General features: G+C 69.7%; 24 protein-coding genes. 13 read left to right on the forward strand and 11 right to left on the reverse strand.

Translation table 11 applies throughout. The features are described from left to right. Window positions 1–219 precede the first annotated feature (219 nt). From H2Q94_RS02620 to H2Q94_RS02640, 5 genes are all read left to right on the forward strand, one after another. Window positions 220–1,710: an NAD(P)H-hydrate dehydratase gene (locus tag H2Q94_RS02620; protein ID WP_243791600.1), complete on the forward strand. Its 1,491-nt coding sequence runs from the start codon at window positions 220–222 to the stop codon at window positions 1,708–1,710. Between the two features lie 422 nt (window positions 1,711–2,132). Beyond that, window positions 2,133–3,281: an alanine racemase gene (gene alr / locus H2Q94_RS02625; RefSeq protein WP_243791603.1), complete on the forward strand. Its 1,149-nt coding sequence runs from the start codon at window positions 2,133–2,135 to the stop codon at window positions 3,279–3,281. After that, window positions 3,278–4,384, forward strand: a complete 1,107-nt coding sequence (locus tag H2Q94_RS02630; RefSeq protein WP_243791605.1) for an alpha/beta fold hydrolase — start codon at window positions 3,278–3,280, stop codon at window positions 4,382–4,384. The genes alr and H2Q94_RS02630 overlap by 4 nt, the downstream gene beginning before the upstream one ends. Further along, a complete protein-coding gene (gene tsaE / locus H2Q94_RS02635) occupies window positions 4,381–4,848 on the forward strand; it encodes a tRNA (adenosine(37)-N6)-threonylcarbamoyltransferase complex ATPase subunit type 1 TsaE (RefSeq protein WP_243791607.1) in 468 nt (155 codons plus the stop codon). The genes H2Q94_RS02630 and tsaE overlap by 4 nt, the downstream gene beginning before the upstream one ends. A 321-nt stretch (window positions 4,849–5,169) precedes the next feature. Then, window positions 5,170–5,838, forward strand: coding sequence for a DedA family protein (locus H2Q94_RS02640; RefSeq protein WP_243791609.1), 669 nt, complete (start codon window positions 5,170–5,172; stop codon window positions 5,836–5,838). Here H2Q94_RS02640 and H2Q94_RS02645 read toward each other — a convergent pair. Beyond that, window positions 5,824–6,603 (reverse strand): IclR family transcriptional regulator, encoded by a 780-nt coding sequence (locus H2Q94_RS02645; protein WP_243791611.1) that lies wholly within the window; start codon window positions 6,601–6,603, stop codon window positions 5,824–5,826. The genes H2Q94_RS02640 and H2Q94_RS02645 overlap by 15 nt on opposite strands. A gap of 195 nt (window positions 6,604–6,798) precedes the next feature. On the opposite strand from H2Q94_RS02645, the gene aceB reads away from it, so the two are divergent. The 3 genes from aceB to H2Q94_RS02660 all read left to right on the forward strand — a co-directional run bounded on the left by aceB (window position 6,799) and on the right by H2Q94_RS02660 (window position 10,493). Then, window positions 6,799–8,397 (forward strand): malate synthase A, encoded by a 1,599-nt coding sequence (aceB, locus tag H2Q94_RS02650; RefSeq protein WP_243791613.1) that lies wholly within the window; start codon window positions 6,799–6,801, stop codon window positions 8,395–8,397. 272 nt (window positions 8,398–8,669) lie between these two features. Beyond that, on the forward strand, window positions 8,670–9,920 hold the full coding sequence (locus H2Q94_RS02655) for a DUF6986 family protein (RefSeq protein ID WP_243791616.1): 1,251 nt from the start codon (window positions 8,670–8,672) through the stop codon (window positions 9,918–9,920). Between the two features lie 228 nt (window positions 9,921–10,148). Beyond that, window positions 10,149–10,493, forward strand: coding sequence for a hypothetical protein (locus H2Q94_RS02660; protein WP_243791618.1), 345 nt, complete (start codon window positions 10,149–10,151; stop codon window positions 10,491–10,493). Between the two features lie 256 nt (window positions 10,494–10,749). On the opposite strand, the gene H2Q94_RS02665 is transcribed toward H2Q94_RS02660, so the two are convergent. Together H2Q94_RS02665 and H2Q94_RS02670 are read right to left on the reverse strand one after the other, a co-directional pair. Continuing rightward, a complete protein-coding gene (locus tag H2Q94_RS02665; protein WP_243791620.1) occupies window positions 10,750–11,646 on the reverse strand; it encodes a serine/threonine-protein kinase in 897 nt (298 codons plus the stop codon). Window positions 11,647–12,309: 663 nt separating this feature from the next. Further along, complete coding sequence (locus tag H2Q94_RS02670; RefSeq protein ID WP_243791623.1) at window positions 12,310–12,543, reverse strand: hypothetical protein; 234 nt, start codon at window positions 12,541–12,543, stop codon at window positions 12,310–12,312. A 203-nt stretch (window positions 12,544–12,746) separates the two neighbouring features. On the opposite strand from H2Q94_RS02670, the gene H2Q94_RS02675 reads away from it, so the two are divergent. The 3 genes from H2Q94_RS02675 to H2Q94_RS02685 are packed head-to-tail and all read left to right on the forward strand — an operon-like array spanning window position 12,747 to window position 13,967. Continuing rightward, a complete protein-coding gene (locus H2Q94_RS02675) occupies window positions 12,747–13,592 on the forward strand; it encodes a helix-turn-helix domain-containing protein (RefSeq protein WP_243791625.1) in 846 nt (281 codons plus the stop codon). Then, on the forward strand, window positions 13,585–13,767 hold the full coding sequence (locus H2Q94_RS02680) for a DUF397 domain-containing protein (RefSeq protein WP_243791627.1): 183 nt from the start codon (window positions 13,585–13,587) through the stop codon (window positions 13,765–13,767). The genes H2Q94_RS02675 and H2Q94_RS02680 overlap by 8 nt, the downstream gene beginning before the upstream one ends. Before the next feature lie 14 nt (window positions 13,768–13,781). Continuing rightward, window positions 13,782–13,967 (forward strand): DUF397 domain-containing protein, encoded by a 186-nt coding sequence (locus H2Q94_RS02685; RefSeq protein WP_243791629.1) that lies wholly within the window; start codon window positions 13,782–13,784, stop codon window positions 13,965–13,967. Window positions 13,968–14,013: 46 nt separating this feature from the next. Here the strand turns inward: H2Q94_RS02685 and H2Q94_RS02690 are convergent, their stop codons facing one another. The 8 genes from H2Q94_RS02690 to H2Q94_RS02725 form a co-directional block, all read right to left on the reverse strand. Further along, window positions 14,014–15,078: a S8 family serine peptidase gene (locus tag H2Q94_RS02690; protein ID WP_243791631.1), complete on the reverse strand. Its 1,065-nt coding sequence runs from the start codon at window positions 15,076–15,078 to the stop codon at window positions 14,014–14,016. Window positions 15,079–15,393: 315 nt separating this feature from the next. Continuing rightward, a complete protein-coding gene (locus H2Q94_RS02695) occupies window positions 15,394–16,389 on the reverse strand; it encodes a glycoside hydrolase family 43 protein (RefSeq protein WP_243791633.1) in 996 nt (331 codons plus the stop codon). Window positions 16,390–16,645: 256 nt separating this feature from the next. Then, window positions 16,646–18,010 carry a nucleobase:cation symporter-2 family protein gene (locus H2Q94_RS02700; RefSeq protein ID WP_243791635.1) on the reverse strand — a complete coding sequence of 455 codons (1,365 nt, stop codon included), beginning with the start codon at window positions 18,008–18,010 and terminating at the stop codon, window positions 16,646–16,648. A gap of 186 nt (window positions 18,011–18,196) precedes the next feature. Further along, the gene (pucL, locus tag H2Q94_RS02705) at window positions 18,197–19,087 is read right to left on the reverse strand and encodes a factor-independent urate hydroxylase (RefSeq protein WP_243791637.1); all 891 of its coding nucleotides are present in this window, start codon (window positions 19,085–19,087) and stop codon (window positions 18,197–18,199) included. Window positions 19,088–19,094: 7 nt separating this feature from the next. Continuing rightward, window positions 19,095–19,415: a hydroxyisourate hydrolase gene (uraH, locus tag H2Q94_RS02710; protein WP_243791639.1), complete on the reverse strand. Its 321-nt coding sequence runs from the start codon at window positions 19,413–19,415 to the stop codon at window positions 19,095–19,097. Continuing rightward, window positions 19,412–19,909, reverse strand: a complete 498-nt coding sequence (gene uraD, locus H2Q94_RS02715; RefSeq protein ID WP_243791642.1) for a 2-oxo-4-hydroxy-4-carboxy-5-ureidoimidazoline decarboxylase — start codon at window positions 19,907–19,909, stop codon at window positions 19,412–19,414. Before uraD ends, uraH begins: the two co-directional genes overlap by 4 nt. Window positions 19,910–20,198: 289 nt before the next feature. After that, the gene (locus tag H2Q94_RS02720; RefSeq protein WP_407075539.1) at window positions 20,199–20,558 is read right to left on the reverse strand and encodes a helix-turn-helix domain-containing protein; all 360 of its coding nucleotides are present in this window, start codon (window positions 20,556–20,558) and stop codon (window positions 20,199–20,201) included. 94 nt (window positions 20,559–20,652) lie between these two features. Beyond that, a complete protein-coding gene (locus H2Q94_RS02725) occupies window positions 20,653–20,910 on the reverse strand; it encodes a thiamine-binding protein (RefSeq protein WP_243791647.1) in 258 nt (85 codons plus the stop codon). Between the two features lie 187 nt (window positions 20,911–21,097). On the opposite strand from H2Q94_RS02725, the gene H2Q94_RS02730 reads away from it, so the two are divergent. Both H2Q94_RS02730 and H2Q94_RS02735 read left to right on the forward strand, forming a co-directional pair. Continuing rightward, window positions 21,098–22,210: a glycerate kinase gene (locus H2Q94_RS02730; protein WP_243791650.1), complete on the forward strand. Its 1,113-nt coding sequence runs from the start codon at window positions 21,098–21,100 to the stop codon at window positions 22,208–22,210. Between the two features lie 316 nt (window positions 22,211–22,526). Then, entirely contained in the window at window positions 22,527–23,393 is an 867-nt protein-coding gene (locus tag H2Q94_RS02735) for an AraC family transcriptional regulator (RefSeq protein ID WP_243791652.1), read from the forward strand. Window positions 23,394–23,490: the final 97 nt, after the last annotated feature.

Here is a 23,490-nt window from a genome sequence, read left to right on the forward strand (position 1 = left end):
AGGGGGTTGGTCGAATGGTCCGTTGACTCGAATCGGTTGCTGCTCGCTGGGTGCCTCGATGTCTGGTGTCCGGTCGGGGTGAGCGGCCCGTTTGTCCAAGGGGATTGGTCGAACGGTCCGTTCACTCGAAACAGCTGCTGCGCGGCTCGGTGCGGGGCGTGAGGCGACAGGGGCGGGCTGATCGGGTAAGACGGCAGCAACCGCGAGTGGGAGGTCTCCGTGCAGGGAGTGTGGACGCCGGATCAGATCCGGGCCGCCGAGCGCAGTGTGTTCGTCCGAACCCCGGAGCCGGTGGTGATGCGCCGCGCCGCGTTCGCCGTCGCCGCGCACGGCGCGCGGCTGCTGGCCGAGACGACGGGAGCGACCGCGGGCCGGCACGTGACGTTGCTGGTCGGTGCAGGCAACAACGGCGGGGACGCGTTGTGGGCCGGTGCGGAGCTGCGTCGTCGCGGAGCCGGTGTCACCGCGATCCTCCTGACTCCGGACAAGACCCACCCGGCGGGGCTGGCGGCGTTGCGCCGGGCCGGCGGCCGGATCGTGCGGGCGGAGGGGCCGGGAGCGGACACCGCGGGGATCGGGGCCGCCGCGACGGACGCGGTGCAGCGCGCGGATCTGGTGATCGACGGCATCGTGGGCCTCTCCGCGCGGGGGAGCCTGCGCCCGGTGGCGGCCGAGCTGGTGGCTCGGGTCGAGGTGCCGATCGTGGCGATCGATCTGCCCAGCGGCGTTGATCCGATCACGGGCGCTGCGGACGGCCCTGCGGTCCACGCGGAGGTGACGGTCACCTTCGGCGGGCGGAAACCGTGCCACGTGCTCGGTGCCGGTGCGGTGCTGTCGGGTTCGGTTGTGGTGGCCGACATCGGCTTGGGCGATGATCTGCCGGAGCCCGATCTGCACGTGCTGGACCCGGCGGACGTCGGTGCGGGGTGGCCCGTCCCGCGCCCATCTGACGACAAGTATTCGCAGGGTGTCGTGGGTGTCGCCGCGGGTTCGGCGACGTATCCGGGCGCGGCGATGTTGGCCGCGGGCTCGGCGGTGCAGGCGACTTCGGGCATGGTCCGCTACGCCGGTCCCGCCGCGGACGTGGTGCGGTCGCGGTGGCCCGAGGTGGTGGCGACCGGGTCGGTCGCCGACGCGGGCCGGGTGCAGTCCTGGGCGGTCGGGCCGGGCATCGGCACCGGCGCGAGCGGGCGCGAGGTGCTGCGGCACGTGCTGGAGTCGGGGCGCCCGGTGTGCGCGGACGCGGATTCGATCACGTTGTTCGCGGAGGATCCGACGCTGTGGGACGCGCGGGACCCGGACGCGGCGGTGGTGTTGACCCCGCACGCCGGTGAGTTCGCGCGGCTCGCCGGCGAGGTCGGCCCGGATCGGGTCGCCGCGGCGCGGGAAGTGGCGCGGCGCGACGACGTGGTGCTGCTGCTGAAGGGCAACACCACGGTGATCGCCGCTCCGGACGGCCGCGTGCTGGTCAACCCGTCGCAGCACGCTTGGCCCGCGACCGCCGGGTCGGGCGATGTGCTGACCGGGCTGATCGGGGCGTTGCTGGCGACGGGGATGGATCCGTGGCTGGCCTGCGGTTTCGCCGCCCACGCACATTCCCTCGCCGCCGAGCTCGCCGCCCTCGGGGGCGACGAGGCCGGTGCGCCCATCGGGGCTTCCGCACTGCTCGCGGCGCTCCCGACGGCGATTCGCACCCTCCGCGCCACCTGAACGACGCACCCGCACATCGCGACAACCGCCCACCAGGGACAGCGGGATGGAGTGAGCGGACCGTTCGTCCGAGGGGGTTGGGTGAACGGTCCGTTGACTCGGATTCGGACCGTGCGTCGAGGGGCTGGGTGTGGAGTGAGCCGACCGTTCGTCCGAGGGGGTTGGGTGAACGGTCCGTTGACTCGGAACTGGGGCCGCACGCGCGGGCGGCGGAGTGGAGTCAACGGACCGTTCGTCCAACGGGATTGGGCGAACGGTCCGTTCACTCGAAACCTGATCCGCGGGTCGCCGGGCGTCGCTGAGCGTCGGTCGAACACGGAACGTAATCAGATGCACGCGAACAGTGGTATACAGGGGCGTGATGAGGGTCTGCTTCACAACCAGGCGGTGATCGGCAATGCGTGTGCGACGATGTCGGCGCCATGACTGAGCAGCCCGCGCACCGCGCCGACCTGCGCATTGATGTCAATGCGCTGCGCCACAACGTCACCTTGCTGGCCGAACGAGCGCAACGCTCGGGTGCCGCGACGATGGTAGTGGTGAAGTCCGACGGCTACGGCCACGGAGCCGAGACCGTGGCCCGCGCCGCGCTGGAAGCCGGTGCCTCCGCGTTGGGGGTGGCGGCGATCGGGGAGGCCTTGCAGTTGCGGGCTGCGGGCGTCACGGCTCCGCTGCTGTGCTGGCTGCACGTCCCTGGGGACGATTTCGACGCGGCCGTCGCCGCGGATGTGGAGCTCGCCGCGTCTTCGGCCGCCGAGCTCGACGCCATCGCCGCGGCCGCGCACGCCCGATCTCGCGCCGCCAAGGTGCACCTCAAGATCGACACCGGGTTGAGTCGCAACGGCTGCCCGCCCGAGCTGTGGCCGTCGCTGGTGGAGCGCGCGGCGAAGGCGCAGGCGTCGGGAACCCTCGAGATCGTCGCGATCTGGTCGCACCTGGCGTGCGCGGACGACCTCGGCCACCCGTCGATCGACGCGCAGGCCGCCCGCTTCCAGGAGGCGTACGAGCAGGCGTGCGCGGCCGGGCTCGCCCCGCTCCGGCATCTGGCGAACTCGGCGGCGCTGCTGACCCGCCCCGACCTGCACTTCGACCTGGTCCGGCCGGGCATCGCCGCCTACGGCTTGGATCCGGTGCCGCAGGCGGGTGAGCACGGGCTGATCCCGGCCATGACGTTCCGCTCCGAAGTGGTGCTGACGAAGCGCGTCGGGCCGGGCGAGAGCGTGTCCTACGGCCACCTCTGGACGGCCGATCGCGAGTGCACGCTGGCGCTGGTTCCGGTGGGCTACGCCGATGGCGTGCCGCGCAACCTGTCCGGCCGCATGGACGTGTGGCTGGCGGGCCGTCGCAGGCCGGTCGTGGGGCGGGTGTGCATGGATCAGCTGGTGGTGTGCTGCGACGACGATCCGGTCGCCGTGGGCGATGAGGTCGTGTTGTTCGGTCCTGGTGCGCGGGGTGCGCCGACCGCCGCGGAGTGGGCGGACAAGCTGGGCACGATCCACTACGAGATCGTCACCGGCATGTTCCGGCCGCGGGTGACGCGCACCGTGGTGGCAGCGGAGGTGGCGAGATGAGACCGGTGTGGCAGGCGCTCGCCTGGACCAGCGGGGTGCTCGGGGCGGCGGTGACCGGGGCGGCCGTCGGCGTCGCGGCGCACAGCTCGCGGATCGCCACCCGGCGTCACGACGAGGACGACCTGTACGCGCAGGAGAACCTGGGGCGGCTGCGGCCGGACCGGCAGTCCACGGTGGCCGCGGATGACGGTGTGCCGCTGGCGGTGCAGGAGATCAAGCCCGCCGACGGCGGTCACGCCGACCTCACGGTGGTGCTCGTGCACGGCTACGCGCTGGATTCGCGATGTTGGCACTTCCAGCGCCGCGACCTGCCGTTGATGACGGATCCGCGGGTGCGGGTCGTGCAGTACGACCAGCGCAGCCACGGCCGGTCCGGGCATTCCTCGCGGCGCAACAGCACGATCGAGCAGCTCGGCAAGGACCTGGACGCGGTGGTGCGGGCGACCGCGCGGCGCGGGCCGGTGGTGCTGGTGGGGCATTCGATGGGCGGCATGGCGATCATGGCGCTGGCCGAGCAGCAGCCGAAGTTGTTCCGCGACCGGGTGTGCGCGGTCGCGTTCATGAGCACCTCCGCCGGAGAGATCGGTGCTTCCGGACTCCCGAAGCCGTGGTTGTCCCGCAACAATCCGCTGACCCGTGGCCTGGGCGTGCTCGCGGGGCTGCAGCCGGAGCTGGTGGAGCGGGTTCGTCGCACCGGCGGGCAGTTGGCGTGGAGCATCGTGCGGGCGCTGTCCTTCGGTGATCGCGAGGTCAGCCCGTCGCTGGTGGACTTGATGAACAAGATGATCTCGGCGACCACGGTCCAGGTCGTCACGGACTTCCTGGAGACGCTCGGGTCGCACGACCGCAAGGCCGCGCTCGCCGGGCTGCGGCACACCGAGGTGCTGGTGCTCAGCGGTGATCTGGATCGGATGACGCCGTTCTCGCACTCCGAGGTGATCGCCGGGGAGCTGCCGGAGGCGGAGCTGGTGCGGGTCGAGGGAGCCGGTCACATGGCGATGCTGGAGCAGCACGAGCTGGTCACCGGACATCTGGTGGGGCTGGTGAAGCGCGCGGCGCAGCGGATTTCGGGTGGGGAGAAGAAAGTGAGCGGCCGGTCATGAGCGCGAATGTGGCGTCCACCGCCGAGTTGACGACTCCGGAGGAGGCGCTGGAGTTCGGCCGCCGCCTGGGTTCCACGTTGCGCGCCGGTGATCTGGTCGTCTTGGACGGTCCGCTGGGCGCGGGGAAGACGGTGCTGGCGAAGGGGATCGCCGCGGGCATGGGCGTGACGGGGCAGGTCACCTCGCCGACGTTCGTCATCGCCAGGGTCCATCGCCCCGCGACGGACGGTCCCGCGTTGGTGCACGTCGACGCGTACCGGCTGGGCGGGCTCGACGACATCGACGATTTGGACCTGGACACCGACCTCACGGATGCCGTCGTGGTCGTGGAGTGGGGCGCCGAGGTCGCCGCACGGCTGGCCGACGAGTACTTGATGATCCGGCTGCACCGCCGCCCCGACGACGTCCGCGAAGTGACCTTGGAACCCCACGGCGACCGCTGGCACGCCTGGACCCGTCCCTGACATCCGGCTCGCGGCCGCATGCCAGCCCGAACAGCTGTGGACGAATCCCTCGGCTGTGGACAACTTGAGCAACATTGAAAGTCCTCGAGCCGAGGTCGTCGGCAACCGGACTTGCTGAGCTGGGGTCGTGGCCGATTTCGGGCTGGCGTGGCGGTGCGGGCATGTCAATTTCTCGCGAAATTGCGGGGTCGCGGAGCGTGCCGGTGTGGCTCGGTCGGGTCGTTGGCTGGCGCCGGTGGGGTGACGGGCGATAACTCGGCGGTCATGATCCGGCCGTAGGGTGAGCCGGCACATCGCTCGTGGCGTGGAAAGGCACCATCGGTGATCGAGTTCTTGTCTGGGTTGCCGGTGTTCGCGCTGTTCGCGGTGGTCGTGGTGGTGCTGGCGATGGAGTCCGGGTCGCCGGTGGGGTTGTTCCTGCCCGGTTCGCCGACGCTGCTCGCGCTGGGACTGTTGTCGCGGCAGGGGCTGGTGGGCCTGTGGGCGGCGGTGCTGGTGGCGGGCGCGGCTTCGGCGGTGGGCTGCCAGTGGGGTTTCCTGCGGGCGCGGCGGCTCCGGCTGCTGGATCGGGATGCGGGTTCGGCTGATCTGCTCGAACCGCCGAATCGCTTGGAGCGCAAGCTGATTCAGCGCGCGGGGACGGATCGGGTGCGCCGGTTGCTGGCGTTCCTGGATCGCCGTGCGGCGCCTGCGGTCGCCACCGGCCAGTTCTTCAGCGTGGTGCGCACCTTGATGCCTCGGCTGGCGGGCCGAGCGGGCGTTTCGCACCGCCGGTTCAGCTTCGCGAACGTGCCGGTGGCGTTCGTCTGGGCCGCACTGCTGGTCACCCTCGGCCGGATCGCGGGCGCCGCCTACGAGCAGGTGTCGGCGGCGGTCGGTTTGGCCGGGCCGCCGGTGGTGCTGGTCGCAGCGGTGGCCGCCTGGATCGTGTTCATCGTGCGCCGTCGCATCGCCCGCGCGGAAACGCCGGAGCGATCAGGCGCTGTGTGACGCGGTTTTCAGCTCGGCGCTGAGGTCCTTCGCGAGCCGTCGCATCACCGGCACGATCGTCTCGGTGCCGAGCCGCGTCATGCGCCCTTCGGGGCCGCTGATGGAGATCGCCGCTCCGGCGGGTGCGCCGGGAACGGCCACGGCGTAGCAGCGCACGCCCACTTCCTGTTCGCCGTCGTCGACGGCGAAACCCTGCTCGCGGATCCGGCCGAGTTCGTCCTGCATGGCGGCGACGCTGGTGATCGTGCGTTCGGTCTGCGCCCGCATCCCGGAGCGCCCGAGCAGTTGCGCCACGGTGTCGGTGGCGAGGTTCGCCATGACGGCCTTGCCGACGGCGGTGGCGTGCGCGTCGACGCGGCGGCCCACCTCGGTGAACATCCGCATCGAGTGCTGCGACGGCACCTGCGCGACGTAGACGATCTGGTCGCCGTCGAGCACCGCCATGTTGGAGGTTTCCCCGGTGGCCTCGGTGAGTTCCGCCAGGTACGGCCGCGCCCACGACCCGAGTGAGCGGCTCGCGGTCTCGCCGAGCCGGATGAGCCGCGGCCCGAGCGAGTACCGCCGAGACGGCTGCTGGCGGGCGTATCCGCTGCTCACGAGGGTGCGCATGATGCGGTGGATGGTCGGCAGCGGCAGCCCGGAGGCTTCGGCGAGTTCGGAGAGCGCGACTTCGCCACCCGCGTCCGCCATCAGTTCCAGCAGGTCGAAGGCGCGCTCGATGGACTGCACCCCTCCGCCTTGGTTGGCACGGCGTGGCCCGGTCATCGCTGCGGTCCCTTCGTCGGCCTCGGAGATCGGCCTGGTGATCGATTCTAGTGGGCGGTGCCCGAGCTCATGTTGCCTCGGGCCATACGTGGAAACTAACATCCACGATGCAGAAAAGCACTGAAGCGTTGTGGCGCTACCGGGCGTGACCCGGTGCGGCGGCGAGCGCTGGTACCCGAGAGAAGGTGGGCTTCCATGTCCGACACGACCCCAGCGACGAGCGTGCAGGTGCTCGGCGGCTCCGTGGAGCGGGGCGACGAGATCCTCACCAAGGAGGCTCTCGACTTCGTCGCCGGTCTGCAGCGGAAGTTCGGCGCTCGCCGGGACGAGCTGCTGGCCCGCCGCGTGCAGCGCCGCGACGAGGCGACCCGCAACGGCAGGCTCGACTTCCTGCCGGAGACCAAGGAGATCCGCGAGTCCGACTGGCAGGTCGCCACGCCCCCGGCGGACATCGCCGACCGCCGCGTGGAGATTACCGGCCCGACCGACCGCAAGATGTCGGTGAACGCGCTCAACTCCGGCGCCCGCATCTGGCTGGCCGACCTGGAGGACGCGAACACGCCGCACTGGGAGAACGTGGTCAGCGGCCAGGTGAACCTCTACGACGTGGTGCGCAAGCAGGTCGAGCTCACCACGCCGGAGGGCAAGCAGTACAAGCTGCGCGACGACGTGCAGCACGCGGTGCCGCTGGTGCGCCCGCGCGGCTGGCACTTCGACGACAAGCACCTGCTGGTCGACGGCAAGCCGGTCGTCGGCGCACTGGTGGACTTCGGGCTGTACTTCTTCCACAACGCCCAGGAGCTGGTGAACCGGGGCAGCGGCCCGTACTTCTACCTGCCGAAGATGGAGAGCCACCTCGAGGCGCGGCTGTGGAACGACGTGTTCACCCACGCCCAGCAGGAGCTCGGCATTCCGCACGGCACGATCCGCGGCACGGTGCTGATCGAGACGTTCCCGGCGGCGTTCGAGATGGAGGAGATCCTCTACGAGCTGCGCGACCACTCCGCGGGCCTCAACGCCGGCCGCTGGGACTACCTGTTCAGCGTCATCAAGACGTTCCGCGACTCGGACCAGTACATCCTGCCGGACCGCAACACGGTCGGGATGACGGCGCCGTTCATGCGCGCTTACACGGAGCTGCTGGTGCGCACCTGCCACAAGCGCGGCGCGTTCGCGATCGGCGGCATGGCCGCGTTCATCCCGAACAAGAAGGACCCGGAGGCCAACGACAAGGCGATGGCCAAGGTTCACGACGACAAGAACCGCGAGGCCGGCGACGGTTTCGACGGTTCCTGGGTCGCGCACCCCGGCCTGGTGGAGATCTGCTTCGAGGAGTTCAACGGCGTCCTCGGTGACAAGCCGAACCAGATCGACCGCAAGCGCGAGGACGTCTCGATCACCGCGGACGACCTGCTGGCGGTGAACCAGACGCCGGGTGAGAAGACCATTCAGGGCCTGCGCGCGGCGGTGGACGTGGGCGTTCGCTACATCGTGTCCTGGCTGGGCGGCAACGGTGCGGCGGCGATCCACAACCTCATGGAGGACGCCGCGACCGCCGAGATCTCGCGTTCGCAGATCTGGCAGTGGCTGCACAACGACGTCGTCCTCGCCGGTGGGGAGCAGGTGACGGTCGACCTGGTGCGCCAGGTGCTGGCCGACACCGAGAAGGCGCTGCGCGCCGAGAACGGCTTCCCGACGGAGAACCTGGGCCAGGCCGTGGAGCTGTTCGAGCAGGTCGCGGTCGCGGACGAGTTCGTGGACTTCCTGACGCTGCCCGCCTACGAGCGGATCTGATCCAGCGTTTCCGGAGGGGGCGGCGCAGGTGTCGCCCCCTCTTCTTCTGAGCCCCTCAGAACGGCCTGCGCAGTGGGCCGCTCAGCGGAACCTCAACGGCTTCCTCGCTGCGGGATCGCATGCCGTACACGGCGAAATCGTCGTCCTCGCGAGGAAGCCGCTGAGAACCGGCCGGTGGTCAATCTGCTCAAGCCGGTCACTGCTCAGCGGCTCCGCCGCTGACAGGACATCGAAACCATGGTGCAAGGGCTTCTTATTCGCCGGAGGTGCGTGTGCGGACGTCGTTGGACGCTGAGCAGATCGAATCGCGGTTGGCCCGGTTGTCGGCCGTGGACGAGGACATGGCGCGGCGGTATCCGGGAGCCGGCGCGGCGCGGCAGCCGGTGCACACCTGTTACGTACCGGCGGGCTCGGTCGACGCCGGAACTCTGCGGTACTGGGCGGACACGGCGCTGAGCGCGTTCGACGAATTCCTGCCCACGCCCGCGGCGCTGACGTTCCTGCTGGGCTTGGACGGGCCGGTGGCCGACGCGGTGCATCCGCGGGTGCGGCACAAGCTTTCCGGGGCGGCCGTGGAGGATCTCCGGATCGACTTCGAGGACGGCTACGGCGCACCCGGCGATGCGGCGGAGGACGCCGACGCCGAGCGCACGGCGGGTGTCGTGGCCGGGTGGTTGCGCGACGGCGAGCAGCCCGCGACGTTCGGGCTGCGGGTGAAGTCCTTCGACAACGCGGAGTTGCGCGCGCGTTCGGTGCGGACGCTGGACGTGTTCCTGACGTCGCTGTTGCAGCAGTGGGGGAGTCTGCCGAGCGGATTCGTGCTGACCTTCCCGAAGGTCGTCGACGTCGCGCAGGTCGAGGTGTTCGTCGAGCTGCTGGAGCTGTTCGAGCAGCGGCTCGGTGTGGCGGCGGGCTCGTTGCGCTTCGAGATCCAGGTGGAGACCACTCAGTCCATTGTGGACTCGGCGGGGCGGTTCGCGTTGCCGCGCTTCATCGAGGCCGGTGCCGGGCGGGTCAGCGGTCTGCACTTCGGCACCTACGACTACACGGCCAGCTGCGGTCTCACCGCGACCCACCAGCACCTGGCGCACGGAGCCTGCGACTTCGCGCGGCACGCGATGCAGGTGGCGGCGGCGGGCACCGGGATCTTCCTGTCCGACGGGTCGACGAACGTGCTGCCCGTCGGCGATCAGCGGGACTACGGCTGGCGCAACCACTACAACCTGGTGCGGCGCTCGCTGGGGCACGGGTTCTATCAGGGCTGGGACCTGCATCCGGCGCAGCTGGTGAGCCGTTATGCGGCGGTGTTCGCCGCGTTCCGCGAGACCGCGCCAGGCCAGGCGGAGCGCCTCGCGGCTTACGTCGGCACCGGCAACGGAGCGGTCCTCGACGAGCCCGCCACGGCCCGCGCGATGGCGGCGGCCTTCGTTCGCGCCTTGGACAACGGCGCCATCGACGGACCGGAGGCCCAGGCGCTGACGACGATCGACGAACCCGGCCTCCGGTCCCTCGCCCGCCTCTGACCTGCGGCAAGAGCGAGCGGACCGTTTGTCCAACGGGATCGGGCGAACGGTCCGTTGACTCGGCTTCTGGTGCTGATCGGGAGTGGGTGAGCGGACCGTTTGTCCAACGGGATTGGGCGAACGGTCCGTTCACTTCGATCGCTGGTCGGGTGGAAGCGCGTCGGGTGGGGGGTTCGGGCGATTAGTGTGGATGCGGACCGTTGATCGCTGTTCGAGGAGGCGCGCGCCATGGGCGGGAACGACAACGAGATCGCCGGGACTGAGGACACGTTGTCCGCGCTCGCGACTCGGCTTCGGGACAACCAGGTCTTCGGCCCGGTCGTGCAGCAGGGCGAGACGACGTTGGTGCCGGTCGCGCAGGTGCGCACCGGTGGCGGGCTCGGTGGCCGTGGGAAGCGGGGTTCCGGCGGGGGAGTCGGTGTCGTCGCCCGGCCCGTCGGCGCGTGGGCGGTGACCTCGGAGGGTGCCGTCTGGCACCCGGCGGTGAACGTCAACCGCATCGTCCTCGGCGGCCAGGCCGCCGCAGCCGTCGTGCTCGTCGCGGCCGCGATCGCCTTCCGTCGCAAGCGCTGACCACGGAGTGCCGTGCGCCCGAGGGTTGATCACGCGTCGTGCGGTGCGCCTGAGCGCTGACCGACACGCAGCGCGGTGCGCCCGAACGCCAGCCACGCGCAGGGCGGTGTGTCCGAGGGCTGATCACCCGTCGGGTGGTATGGCCGAGGGGTGGCCGACACGCAGGGCGGTGTGTCCGAGGGCTGGCCATGCGGAGTGCGGTGTGTCCGAGGGCTGACCGCGCGCGAAGGAGCCGAGGGCTCGCAACGGCAGCCGTTCAGCCGGTCGGGTCGATGCCGGACCAGGTGATCAGGCGGGTGGCGACTTCGTCGATGCTCGGCCGCGCTGCCGGGTCGGGGGCGAGGCAGGCGTCGACGGTGCGGGACAGCCGCGCGGGCAGTCGGCGCCGGGTGCGCAGCGGCGGCGGCGAGCCGTCGAGCTGCGGATAGTGCCGGGAGCCGTCCTCGCGGCGTTGGCGGTGCGACACGTCGACCCACGGCGGAGCGCCGGAAAGGGCCTCCCACAAGGTGATTCCGAGTCCCCACACGTCGGTGGCGGCGGTCATCTCCCCGCCGCGTGCCTGCTCCGGCGACAGGTAGTCGAAGGTGCCCGCGGAGTTGTGGTCGCCGATGCGGCAGGCGAGGCTCAGGTCGAGCAGCACGGCCCGCCCGCCCGCTGAGACCACATTGGACGGTTTGACGTCGAGGTGCGCCCAGCCCTGCCGGTGCAGGTAGCCGAGCACGGAGCACAGCTGGACGCCGAGGATCGCCGCGTCGACCGGCCGCAGTCGCGTGTGCTGGTCGAGCAGGTAGCTCAGCGTCGCCCCGGGCAGCGTCTCGGTGATCACCACGGGTCGCGCGGGCTCGGCGCTGAGCACCGTTTCGTAGCCGCGCACCAGGTGCGGATGGGTGAGCGAGCCGAGCAGCATCCCTTCGCCGCGCAACCAGCCGGCGGCGGTGGTGTCGGCGGCGCGCTCCGGGCGGAGCGTTTTGCCGACGCAGCGGCAGCCGCGTTCCTCACTCCAGAGGTCGTACACGTCGAGCCGATTTCCCCGCCGCAGCAGGGAGATCACCCGGTAGCCGGGAGCGAGGTGTTCGCCGGGTTCCAGGACGGGGCCGGGAGCTCCCCAGTCGTCGTCTTCGCCGTAGTAGGAACTCGGCGCGTCAACGGCCACGGGCCACCTTCGGGATTTCGGCCGAAGTCCGGCGGGGTGCCGCCGGACTCGGGGATTCGATCTTGATCAACTGCGGCTGCGGCGACGGCGACGGCCCGAGCCGCTGCGGCTGGAGCTGTCGCGACGGCGGCGGCGGTGATCGCTGTCGGAGTGGCTGCGACCGCGGTGGTGCTTGCGGCGATCGCTGCTGTCCCGGGAGGAGCGGTGGTCGTGCTTGGCGGGCGAGAGCGAGCTGAACAGTTTCCCTAAGTCCATTGTGGAGACTCCTCTGTCCGGTGCCGGGGGTGATCCCGCCGCGGACGGCCCAGCGAGATCAGCTCCGACCAGGCTACGCGAAGATCGGTCATACCGGACCGCTGTCGATCAACACCCGCTCGCCGGGCGCAGGCCGCGAGTGAACGGACCGTTCGCCCAAGGGAGTTGAGTGAACGGACCGTTCGCCCAACAGGACTCGGGTGAACGGACTGTTCGACCAAGTGAGCCCGAGTGAACGGACTGTTCGACCAACAGACTTGGGCCAACGGTCCGTTCACTTCCAGCGGGTTCGGGGGTGGTGGCCGGGCGCGTCGGGGAGGAGGGGTGCGCCCGGCCACCGGCCGGTCCGGTGCGGTGTCGGGGTGGTTCCGCAACGGGCCGGGGTCGTGGGCCGGAGTTTCCGGCGGGTCAGAAGTCCCAGGTGAGCAGCTGGTAGTCGTGGGTGCGGGCGATTTCCGCGCACTGCGGGCATTGCGCGGTGATCTGCTCGGAGCGCGGGCGGCGTGGTGGCGGGGTGTCGAAGGGGACGCGGATCCAAGTGCCGCACAGCGTCGCGGCCCGCTCGCCGCCGGGGAGCGCGCCTGGCCGGGAAGGCGTGGCGTGCCGCAGGTACAGCGAGAGCCCGACGATCCAGAACGCCACCGGTCTGGGGCATCGGAATGGATGCGGCAACGCCATTTCGTCCTCCTTTCGGTTCGATCACCGGCGGAACCGCTGACGAAACGAAAGGTAGATCGCTACCTTTCGGCACAGCGAATTTGTGACGCCGCAGTTCAGCGGCTCTTCGCGGCACGTAGTTGCTCAGGTCTCGATCCGATCCCATGACGGAATCCGGAGGTCATCGAATGCGGCAGTCAGAAGCCCTGCGTCAGCTCGGACTCGGCGTGCGCCTGCGAACTCTGCGGGAGAACAAGGGAATGACCACCCGTTCGGTGGGATCTTCCTTAGGTGTCTCACGATCCTCGATCAGCCGCACCGAGCGCGGCCTGCGCGCGCCGGACCGCGAAGAGGTGAGCGCGCTGTGCGCGCTGTTCGGCGTCACCGGCGACGAGAAGCAGGAGTTGCTGGATCGCGTGGGGGAATCGCAGGAGACCTCGGCGTGGCTCGCCCTCGGCGACGGCATGTCGGATCAGCTCGCGAGCCTGCTCGTGCTCGAACGCGAGGCAGCGAAGATCACGTGCGTCGAGTTGGCCCTGGTTCCCGGTTTGGCGCAGGCGCCTGACTACACCCGCTGTCTGATGGCCCTGTCCGACCGCCCGCCTCGGGAACTTGAGCGTCGGGTCGCCGCGAGGCTCGGGCGGCAAGCGGTCCTGTCGCGGCCCGATCCTCCGCACGTGACATTCATGATCGATGAGTCCGTGCTGGCGAGAACCTTCGGTGACACGGCCGTTTTGAGAGTCCAGCTCGATCACCTGATCACATTGAGTCGCCGGAACAACGTGGCCATTCGGGTCCTTCCCCTCAGCATGCCTCCACATCCGGGCTTGGATGGTTCGTTCACCTTGTTCGAGCTCGCAGACGGAACGGCTTATGCGTTCACGGAGTCGCAGGGATTTGCCGTGTGCTTGGCGGAACCTGCTGATTTGAAGCCTGCTGTGGAAACCTGCAAACGGCTGGACGAGGTCGCGCTGGCGGAGCGAGAGTCGGTCGACCTGATCACGCAAGCAGCGGAGAGGCTGACCGATGGGTGAGTGGCGGAAGAGTTCGAGGAGCAACCAGTACCACAACTGCGTGGAGGTCGCGGTGTCGTCGGATTCCGCAGCGATACGGGATTCCAAAGATCGTGCTGCCGGACACTTATCCGTACCTGCACGGCAGTGGGCGTGGTTCCTGTCCGAGCTGAAGGCGGGACGCTACAACGGCTGAGCGGAGGCCGACCGATGGCTGAACTGAACTGGCGCAAGAGCACCCGCAGCGGCGACTACAACTGCGTCGAAGTGGCGTTATCGCTCGAAACCACGGCGGTGCGGGACTCGAAGGCCCCGGCGGACGGGCACTTCACCGTCCGGGCCGCTCAGTGGGGATTCTTCTTGCACAGACTCAAATCCGGTCGTTTCGACCGGTGAGCGGGTGGTGGGCGGCCCACCCGATGCGGGCCGCCCACCTACCGGCTCAGGGCTGCGGCGTGACCGGCGTGTTCACGGCGGCCGCGGCGTCGATGACGCCGTGACCGGTGAGCAGGCTGAACTGCCCGGTCTTGTCGCTGCCGGGGGTGTGCGCGGTGTCCATCAGCACCTGCTCCACCTGCTCGGCGGTACGTCCTTGCGCGGTCAGCAGTGCGGCGGCACCGGCGACCATCGGGGCGGCCATCGAGGTGCCCGCGAGCGCGTCGTAGTCGGACTGGCCGCACGTCGCCGTGCCCATGCCGCGCGGCACGGTGGAGATCACGTCGTCGGCGCAGACCTTGTCCCCCGCGCCACCGGGCGCGGACACGGCCTTCATGTCCAGCTTCAGGCCGAAGTTGGAGTAGGAGGCCTTCTTCTCCTCGCGGTCGGTGGCCGCGATGCACAGCGCGCCCTTCTCCCACGAGGGCGTGTCGCACAGCGGCGCGGTCTCGTTGCCGGCCGAGGCGACGACGGAGACGCCCTTCGAACGGGCGTGCTCGATGGCGTCCTTCGCGTCCGCTTCGATGCCGAGCAGCGTGAGCAGCTGGGTGCCGGGCTGCGCGCCCAGGCTCAGGTTGATCACGTTGGCGCCGTGGTCGGCTGCGTAGCGGATGCCCGCGCCGATCTCGCTGAACGCGCCGGAACCGTTCTCCAGCACCTTCACCGGCATGATCTTCGCGTCGGGGGCGACTCCGGCTCCGCCGACGCCGTTGTTCGCGGCGGCCGCCGCGATTCCGGCGACGTGGGTGCCGTGCACGTCGGTCTCCTGGCCGACTCCGTCGCCGCCGACCCAGTCACCGTTGCCGCACGGTGCGGGAGCGCCGCCGCAGGCGAAGGTCGCGCCGGGCACGAGCTGGCCCTGGAGGTCGGGGTGGCCGAGGTCGACACCGGTGTCGACGACGGCGATGACCTGGCCGGCGCCGGTGCTGGTCTGCCAGGCCTGTTCGGCGTGGATCTGATCGAGCCCCCACTGCTGACCGGCAAGGGGATCGTTGGTGGCGGCCGCGGAAGCGGACGGCGTGGCTAATGCCGTCAGGCCGGCGACCGTGACTGCGAGGGCCCGTAAACGCATGGGCTGCTCCTGGGATTCGGCGAAAAGTTCAAGCGATCAACGACAGCCTGACTATCGACGTTTCGTCCCGATACATGACCGAGTCCAGAAGCGGCTGTTCAGTTCAGCGAATTACGGCAAATGGAGCAGTGTTCAGCGGATAAAACGGACCCGATGTCCTCAGAGGACATCGGGTCCGTTCCCTCCCTTGCCCCATCCGGTTGCCGCGCAAGGAGACCGCACGTCATCGGCCGGGACTGATCGGAACGATAGCCGGGGAGCTCTTCCGGCAGAACTAGCCGAGAGGTTCACGATCGGGTGGATTTGCATGATCGTTCAAGAGGAAATTTCCCGCGACAGCACGGGATTCAGTCCTTCCCAGCGCAGTTCCGCTACCCACATCCCGCGATCACCGGGCGGCTCGGGCAGGTCGCCGTGGAACGCGATGAGCCCGTCGTCGTCGAACACGTCCTGGCCGCCCGGATTCGTCACCGAACCGCCCAACGCCCGTTTGCTCAGCAGTGCGCCGGGCGCTTTCGTGAAGGGGCCGGTCGGGCTCGACGCGGTCGCGTAGTTGGTGAAGTAATCGCCGCTGTCGAAGGTGTTCCCGGAGTACAGCAGCACGTATCCCTCCGGCCGGCGCAACAGCGCCGGGGCCTCGACGACTCCGGATTCCTCCGGGCGATCCGCGCTCAGCAGCGAAATGTCCTGGCCTGCGGGCGTGATGCCGTCGTCGGCGACGGGTCGCATGTGGATGGTCGACGGTCCGCTGCGGGCGCGGGCGCCCCGGGAGTCCTTGTAGAGCAGGTAGCGGCTGCCGTCATCGTCGATGAAGCTGCCCGGGTCGATCACGTCGCCTTGTCCGGGAGCGCAGATCAGCGGCTCCGGACTGGTCGGGGTGAACGGGCCTTCCGGTGACTCGGCGACCGCGGCTCCGATGCACTGGCGGCCGGAGTTCGTGTGGTGCGCGGTGTAGTACAGCAGGAACGTGCCGTCGTCGCGGGCGCTCACGTCCGGTGCCCACACGTTGAGGCTGCCCGTCTCGGACGGCCCGATCCACGGCGGCAGTTGCGGGAGCGCGTCGGCCCGCTGTTGCCAGGAGCCCGTCGGGTCGGTGCTGGTCGCGAGCTGCACGTTGTATCCGGCGGTGTTCGTCGCGTACGCGTAGTGCGTTCCGTCGTAGGTGAAGACGTCGGGATCCGGGAAATTCCGGGAGATCACTTGCCTGGCCCCGTCCGCCCGCTCGGTTCGCCCGCTTGCCAGCGCGGTCGGTGACATGAGCAGCAGCAGGATGACAGCGGTCAGGCTGATATGTCGGCACTTTCGTGGCACGGCCCCTCCTTCGGTGACCGCACCAGTCCAACGGCGCCCCGTGCGCCCCGCTGGGCGCATTCACCTCACGAGTGACACTCGATCGGGTCTCCCACCGGGCGATCGTCCAGCTCCGAGGTATCCGAGCGAGGCCAGGTGAATGTCCCTCAGCCCACTCCCGCCGATCGAAGGAGGCATTGACCGGCTCCCGCGGAGACCGGCCCGACCGGTCAAATGGGCCGTTGACGTCAGAGGCGGCGTTTCGGTGGGAGTGGGGTCATTCACTCTGGTCGGCTGGGAGCGGCGCAGGGTGATCATCGGGGTCGCGGCGGTGGAAGAGGGCGTTGAGGGCGAGTGCGGCCAGGCAGCCGGTGCTGATGCCGGAATCGAGGACCGTGCGCAAGGCATCGGGGGCGTGGGCGTAGAAATCGGGCTGCACCACGGGAATCAGGCCGACGCCCAGCGACGCGGCCACGATCAGCGCCTGGAACGGATCACCGAGATCCGCGCGGCCGAGCGTGCGGATGCCGCTGGTGGCGACCGACCCGAACAGCACCAGCGCCGCGCCGCCCAGCACCGGCTGCGGCACCAGCGACACCACCGCGCCCACGACGGGGAACAGTCCGAGCAGCACCAGCACTCCGCCGCCCGCCGCGACCACGTACCGGCTGCGAACCTGAGTGAGCGCCACCAACCCCACGTTCTGCGCGAACGCGCTGCACGTGAACCCGCCGAACACCGCGCTCAACGCGCTCCCCGCTCCGTCGGCGCGCAGGCCGGCGGCGATGGTGCGCTCATCGGCGGGCCGGTCCACGATCTCGCCGAGCGCGATCATGTCCGCGGTGCTCTCCATCATCGCCACCAGCATCACCACGCACAGCGACAGCGTGGCGCTGAGGCTGAAACTCGGCGCTCCCAACGCGAACGGCACCGGCAAGCTGAAGATCGGCGCCTGCTCGAACGTCGAGGTGTCGACGAAACCGAACGGCCACGCGATCACCGTGCCCACGACCAGGCCGACCAGTAGCGCGATGCGATTCCAGAAACCGCGCAGGAAGCGGTTGAACAGGAGCACCAGCACCAAGGTCACCGCACCCAGCGCGATCCGGCCCGGCGAGGCGTACTCCGGCGCCGACGAATCCTGCCCGGCGACCCACCCGATGCCCACCGGCATCAGCGACAACCCGATCAGCGTGATCACGGTGCCGTTCACCACCGGCGGGAAGAACCGCACCAACCGCGAAAAGTACGGCGCCACCAGGAAAGCCAACGCCCCGGCGATGAGCACCGCGCCGTAGACCACCGACAGCGGGTTCTCCCCGGTGGGCTGCGCGATGATCGCGAGGATCGGCGCCACCGACCCGAACGTGACGCCGTTGACGAACGGCAACCGCGCCCCGATCCGCCAGATTCCCAGCGACTGCAACAAAGTCGCCAGCCCGGCGGTGAGCAGGCTCGCCCCGATCAGCAAGGTCAGCTGAACCCCGGACAACGCCAGCGCCTCGCCGATGATCAGCGGCGGCGCGACGACGCCCGCGTACATCGCGGCCACGTGCTGAACGCCGAACGCCAGCAATTTGCCGGGGGCGGGAAGTTCGTCCACCGGGTGAACGTCGGTGCCGGCGTGCTTCTTGAAGGCCATCGAGGACTCCTCGGCCGTGGGAAGGGATTCGGCTGGATTTCTACCGGGAGGCGATTGTTCGCGGATTTCGACGTGTTCGGCCCGGATCAATTCTCAGTCGCCGATTATCGACTGTTTTCGGGCAGCGTGAATCGGAGAATGAGAATTGATTTCGGCGGAACGACCTTGTCGAAGTGAGGGGTGGAGTCAGAACTCCGGAGTGCTGTACCAGGCCATCGGCGCGGGCTCGACGTCGTCGCGGGTCACGGTGCCCTCGATCAGGCCGTACGGGCGGTCGGCGGCGAAGAAGACCTCGTTGTCGTTGGTCAATCCGAACGGTTCCAGGTCAACGCGGAAGTGGTGCTTGTTCGGCAGCGACAACCGCACTTCCGCCACCTGCGGGTGCTCGCGCAGCACCGATTCGCCCATCGCGTACAGCGTCTGCTGCAACGCGTAGCTGTGCGTCGTCGCGAACGCCTCCAGCAGCGTCGCGCGGATCGAATCGAAACTCGCCGCCCACTCCACGTCGGTGCCGAGGTGGCGCCAGCGCGCCGACACCGCCGTCGCCAGGATTCGGTCGGAGGCCTCCGGCAACGTCGTGTACTCGTCCTTCGGGAAGCCCCAGAACTCCGAGCCGGTGGACTTCAGCACTACCAGGTCCTTCAAGCCCGTCACCACGTGCGCGGTGTCGCCGTCGAATGTGACGGCCGCGGTGCGCTTCTCGTCGCTGCCGCGCCGGAACGAGTGGTCGTGGCCGGAGCCGCCGACCTCGATGCGCTCCCACGCGTGCTCCTCCACGAGGATCCGCGCGCCCCGCACCGGATCCTGGGTGTCGAGGAAGTGCTTTCCCAGCCGCAGCGCGAAATCCTCGATCTCCCCGATCGGGGCCTGCTTCGCGAAGGCGTAGGCGGTGTTCTTCTGGGTGTCCGTCGGCAGCACGTTCGAGTTGTCGCCGGTGTGGTGCGTGGCGTCGAACTCGCCGCGCAGCGACGTGCCGATGGTGAGGTCCCGGATGCCGTGCCGGAGGCCGTCGCGCTCCACGGCGACGAGCCGGATCTCTGCCTTGCCGTACTGGTTCGGTCCCAACACGATGCCCATCGGGCGATCAGCTCCCTCGGTAAGTGGAGTAGGCGAACGGGCTCAGCAACAGCGGAACGTGGTGGTGCTGAGCGGGATCGGCGATGCGGAAGGTGATCTGCACCCGCGGGTAGAAGGTGTCGGTGCCCTGCGCGGCGAAGTAGGCGCCGGTGTCGAACGTCAGCCGGTAGTCGCCCGCCGGGAGCTCGTCCGGGCCGAGGTCTCCGACGCGGCCGTCGGCGTCGGTGACCCCGTCGGCTCGCAGGTCCGCGCCCTCCAGCCGGACCGCGATCCCGGCGGCCGGGCGGCCCAGCGCCGCGTCCAGGACGTGCGTCGTGACGGCGCTCATTCGATCACCTTCGCCAAGCGCAGCAGCGCGATCTTGCGCAGCTCATCGGCCACCACGCCCAGTTCGGTGCGCGGATCGTTGTGCATCCGGGAGCGCAGGACCTCCAGCAGCTCCGTCCCGCTCCGGCCGCTCGCGCACACCAGGTACACGTGGCCGAACCGGCGTTCGTAGGCGACGTTCTCCGCTTGCAGCGCGGACTTCAGCTCGTCGTCGCCGAAGTCCACACCGGACTGTTCGGAGCGGGACCAGGTCGACGAGGTGTCGTGGCCTTCGGTGCGCTCGCCGATCCTGGGGTGCGCGGCGAGCGCGGCGTGGATCTCGTCGGATGTGAGTTCGCGGGCGGACGTGTCGGCGTGGGCGAGCACGTCCTCGGTGGTCGGGTAGGGGCGGGCGTCGGACACCTGCTCCGCCCACCGCGGGACGTCGAGGCAGGCGCGCAACTCCGGCAGGAGTTCGGCCCTCGGCAGGGCGTTGAACCGCTCAGGTACTGACATGGTGTTCCCATCGCGCTCGGATGAGACGAAAAGCTACGACCAGCACCCCAGGGTGTCAACACTTTGTTGAAGTTGCAGGTCGGGAAGGCCCTGTTTTGTCGGCGGTGGAGCCGTTGAGCAGTGACCGGCTAGAGCAAGATGACCACCGGCGGGTTCTCGGCGGCCCCGCGCGAGGACGGTGATTTCGCTGTGCGGCAGACATGAGAAATCGCGCTCACACCGGCGAGGGGCAGCGAGAGAGCCGCTGAGGTTCCGCTGAACGACTACGCGGATCACGCTGTGAAGATCGTCATTCGCGGTTCAGGTAGTTGTAGACGGTGAACCGGCTGACCCCGAGCGCTTTCGCGACCGCCTCCACCGACTTGCGCAACGTGAACGCGCCGCGCTCCTCCAGCAGCCGCACCGCGCGCTGCTTGTCCGCACGCGGCAGATCCGGCAGCGCCGCGCCCAGCTCCGCCTCCACATCCGCGATCAACCGGTCCAGCGCGCTGGTCAACTCCGCGCCCGGCAGGCGGACGGCGACGGCGGGCTCGCCCTCCCAGTACAGCAGCACGTCGTTCGGTTCCCGCTCCTCAGCGGGAACCGCCGTGGCGCCGAGCTGCGCCAGCAACGGCGCGATCGCGGAAGCGAGCGGATGCACACCGGACAGCCTAAGGAGTTGTACGCCGGTGAGTCGCGCGGCGGTGCCGGTTGCCGGGCCGGTCACGGCTCATCGGCCGCAACGTCGGCAAGGCGAAGGGAAATCAGGGTTCGTCGAGGGTGATCTGGAGCGTGATCCGGTGGGCGCCCGAGGACAGCGCCGAATCGAGCACACCGGAGATCGCGGGCAGCACCGTGTCGCGGGCACCCGTGACCGACGTGCCCAGCGGGCCGAAATCCGGCTCCAGCCCGGCCTCGCGCAACCGGTCCCGCGCGGCCAGCGCGTGCTCCGGCGGCTCACCCTCACCGTGGAACGGTTCGGTGGTGAACTCGGCCGTGACCTGCGGATCGGTCGGGTGCATGGGGCCTCCGAAGGGAGCGGGTGCCGGTGCGGTCACTGTACGGCCCGGAAAACTCCCGCCTCCCGTCGCCGGAATCGGCCGCCCGCCGGGACATCTCAGTCCGCTGAACGCGACCGGGTGGGGTTCCGCTGATCGGGCGAGTCGGGTGGAATGTGCGGGTAACCACCGTGAGCCGAGGGAGAGCACTGTGCCCGGTCCAGTCCTGATCGCGCCGGACAAGTTCAAGGGGTCGCTGACCGCCCCCGATGTCGCGAGCGCGCTCGCCGCAGGACTGCCCGGAGTAGAGGTGCGACTCGCGCCCATCGCCGACGGCGGCGACGGCACCGTGGAAGCGGCGATCGCGGCCGGTTACCGCCGCATGCAGGCGCGGGTCACCGGACCGGTGGGAGCGCCGCTCGCCGCCGAGTTCGCGCTGCGGGACGACACGGCCGTCGTCGAACTCGCCTCCGCCTCCGGGCTGGCGCTGCTGCCGACGCGGGAGCTCGCGCCGATGACCGCCTCCAGCTTCGGAACCGGGGAACTCATCCGGGCCGCGCTCGACGCCGGAGCTCGCACCATCGTGCTCGGCGTCGGAGGAAGCGCCTGCACCGACGGCGGCGCAGGCATGGTCGCGGCGCTCGGTGCCCGGCTGCTCGCCGATGCCAGGCGGCCGTTGCCGCCGGGCGGCGGGGGACTCGTCGAACTCGCCGACGTCGACCTCTCCGGGCTCGATCCGCGGCTGGCCGAAGCCGACATCGTCCTCGCGTCCGATGTGGACAATCCGCTGCTCGGGGAGCACGGCGCCGCGCACGTGTACGGACCGCAGAAGGGCGCCGACCCCACGCAGGTCCGGTTGCTCGACGCCGCACTGCGCAGCTGGTCCGGTGCCGTGACCCGCGCTGGTGGGCGGGACGCCGCAGGCGAACCGGGCGCGGGCGCGGCGGGCGGCGTCGGCTACGCGGCGCTCGCGGTGCTCGGCGCGCGGCAACGTCCCGGCGCGGACCTGGTGCTCGAACTCGTCGGCTTCGACGCGGCACTGCCCGGCTCCGCACTGGTGATCACCGGTGAAGGTTCCGTGGACGAGCAGACGCTGCACGGCAAAGGCCCCTCCGTCGTCGCCGGACGGGCCGCGGCTGCAGGCATCCCGGTCATCGCCGTCGCCGGACGCTGCACCCTCACACCGGAACGGTTGCGGGAAGCGGGATTCGCCGACGTCTACGCCCTCAGCGATGTCGAACCCGACCCGCAGCGCTGCATCCGTGAAGCCGCTGCGCTGCTGCCCGTTCTCGCCGAACATGTGGCGTCGAAGTGGCTCAGCTGACGGTTCAAGGCTCTCTGGGCGGCCTGCGCAGAGGCCGGGAGGGGAGCGGCTTCTGGCTGCCTTCTGGGCGGTGCGGTCGCGACTTCTCATCGCGAACTCCTGTGGGCGACGTGTTCTGCTCTGATCGGCGAGCGGTGTGGAGTGAACGGACCGTTCGTCCAATCCCGTTGGGCGAACGGTCCGTTCACTCGGTTCTGTTGGGCGAACGGTCCGTTCACTCGCTCCGCTCGTGCACCCGATCGGATCGGGCACAGGATGTCGGGTGCCGTGGGGCGGTGTCTTCCTAGCGTGGTGGGCACAACGGAAGGAGACCCCGGTGCTGGAGCAGCTGAACGAGGCCCTGGAGCACATCGAGAGGCACCTCGATCAGACCGTCGAAGCGGCTGAGCTGGCGCGGATCGCGGCGACGTCGGAGTACCACTTCCGGCGGATGTTCTCGGCGCTGTCGGGGATGCCGCTGTCGGAGTACATCCGACGCAGGCGGCTCACCATCGCCGGCGCCGAGGTGCTCGAAGGGAAGCGGACGCTGCTGGACATCGCGGTGCGCTACGGCTACGGCTCCGGCGAGGGGTTCGCGCGGGCGTTCCGCGCGGTGCACGGCGTCGGACCGGGTGAAGCGCGGCGCGACGGTGCCTCGCTGAATTCGCAGCAGCGGATCTCCTTCCGACTCACCGTTGAAGGGAGCGGCAACATGCGGTACCGGACAGTGGAACGGGACGAGTTCTTCGTGGTCGGCAAGAAGGCCAGGATTCCGCTCGTGCACCTGGGGATGAACCCGGCGATCGTCGAGCACATCAGGGGGATCGGACAGGACGAGCTGCGGCGCATCGAGGCCCTGTCCGATCAGGAACCGGCGGGGATCATCGCGGTCACCGACAACGCCGACGACAGCCGCGAGGAAGGCACGGAACTCGACTACTACCACGGGGTGGTGGCCGGGAAGGCCGGTCCGGACGACCTCGATTCGCTGCGCGTTCCCGCCGGGACGTGGGCGGTGTTCGAGAGTTCCGGCCCGATGCCGCACTCGATCCAGTACCTGTGGCGGGACGTGTACACCGAGTGGTTCCCGTCGAATCCGTACCAGAGCCGGCCCGGTCCGCAGCTCCTCCGAACCGTGTTGTCGGAGGACGGCGAGCACGCCGACGCCGAGCTGTGGATCGCGGTGGAGCGCACCGGGGCCTGACCGGAGGACGGCCGCGCGGCCGTTCACGGCTCAGCGACCGCCGAAGGGCTGGGGACGGATTCCAGCTGTGGAAAACTCGCGCAATTTCCCGAGAAAT

This window comes from Saccharopolyspora gloriosae (assembly GCF_022828475.1).
Classification (GTDB): Bacteria; Actinomycetota; Actinomycetes; order Mycobacteriales; family Pseudonocardiaceae; genus Saccharopolyspora_C; species Saccharopolyspora_C gloriosae_A.

Bases quoted from the DNA above. Each gene is read 5' to 3' on its own strand.
- H2Q94_RS02630 (WP_243791605.1), top strand. From the start codon at position 3,278: ATGAGACCGGTGTGGCAGGCGCTCGCCTGGACCAGCGGGGTGCTCGGG.
- H2Q94_RS02690 (WP_243791631.1), bottom strand. From the start codon at position 15,078: ATGCGTTTACGGGCCCTCGCAGTCACGGTCGCCGGCCTGACGGCATTA.
- uraD (WP_243791642.1), bottom strand. From the start codon at position 19,909: ATGTCAGTACCTGAGCGGTTCAACGCCCTGCCGAGGGCCGAACTCCTG.
- H2Q94_RS02725 (WP_243791647.1), bottom strand. From the start codon at position 20,910: ATGCACCCGACCGATCCGCAGGTCACGGCCGAGTTCACCACCGAACCG.
- pucL (WP_243791637.1), bottom strand. From the start codon at position 19,087: ATGGGCATCGTGTTGGGACCGAACCAGTACGGCAAGGCAGAGATCCGG.
- aceB (WP_243791613.1), top strand. From the start codon at position 6,799: ATGTCCGACACGACCCCAGCGACGAGCGTGCAGGTGCTCGGCGGCTCC.
- alr (WP_243791603.1), top strand. From the start codon at position 2,133: ATGACTGAGCAGCCCGCGCACCGCGCCGACCTGCGCATTGATGTCAAT.
- H2Q94_RS02700 (WP_243791635.1), bottom strand. From the start codon at position 18,010: ATGGCCTTCAAGAAGCACGCCGGCACCGACGTTCACCCGGTGGACGAA.
- H2Q94_RS02685 (WP_243791629.1), top strand. From the start codon at position 13,782: ATGGCTGAACTGAACTGGCGCAAGAGCACCCGCAGCGGCGACTACAAC.
- H2Q94_RS02645 (WP_243791611.1), bottom strand. From the start codon at position 6,603: ATGACCGGGCCACGCCGTGCCAACCAAGGCGGAGGGGTGCAGTCCATC.
- H2Q94_RS02660 (WP_243791618.1), top strand. From the start codon at position 10,149: ATGGGCGGGAACGACAACGAGATCGCCGGGACTGAGGACACGTTGTCC.
- H2Q94_RS02675 (WP_243791625.1), top strand. From the start codon at position 12,747: ATGCGGCAGTCAGAAGCCCTGCGTCAGCTCGGACTCGGCGTGCGCCTG.
- tsaE (WP_243791607.1), top strand. From the start codon at position 4,381: ATGAGCGCGAATGTGGCGTCCACCGCCGAGTTGACGACTCCGGAGGAG.
- H2Q94_RS02680 (WP_243791627.1), top strand. From the start codon at position 13,585: ATGGGTGAGTGGCGGAAGAGTTCGAGGAGCAACCAGTACCACAACTGC.
- uraH (WP_243791639.1), bottom strand. From the start codon at position 19,415: ATGAGCGCCGTCACGACGCACGTCCTGGACGCGGCGCTGGGCCGCCCG.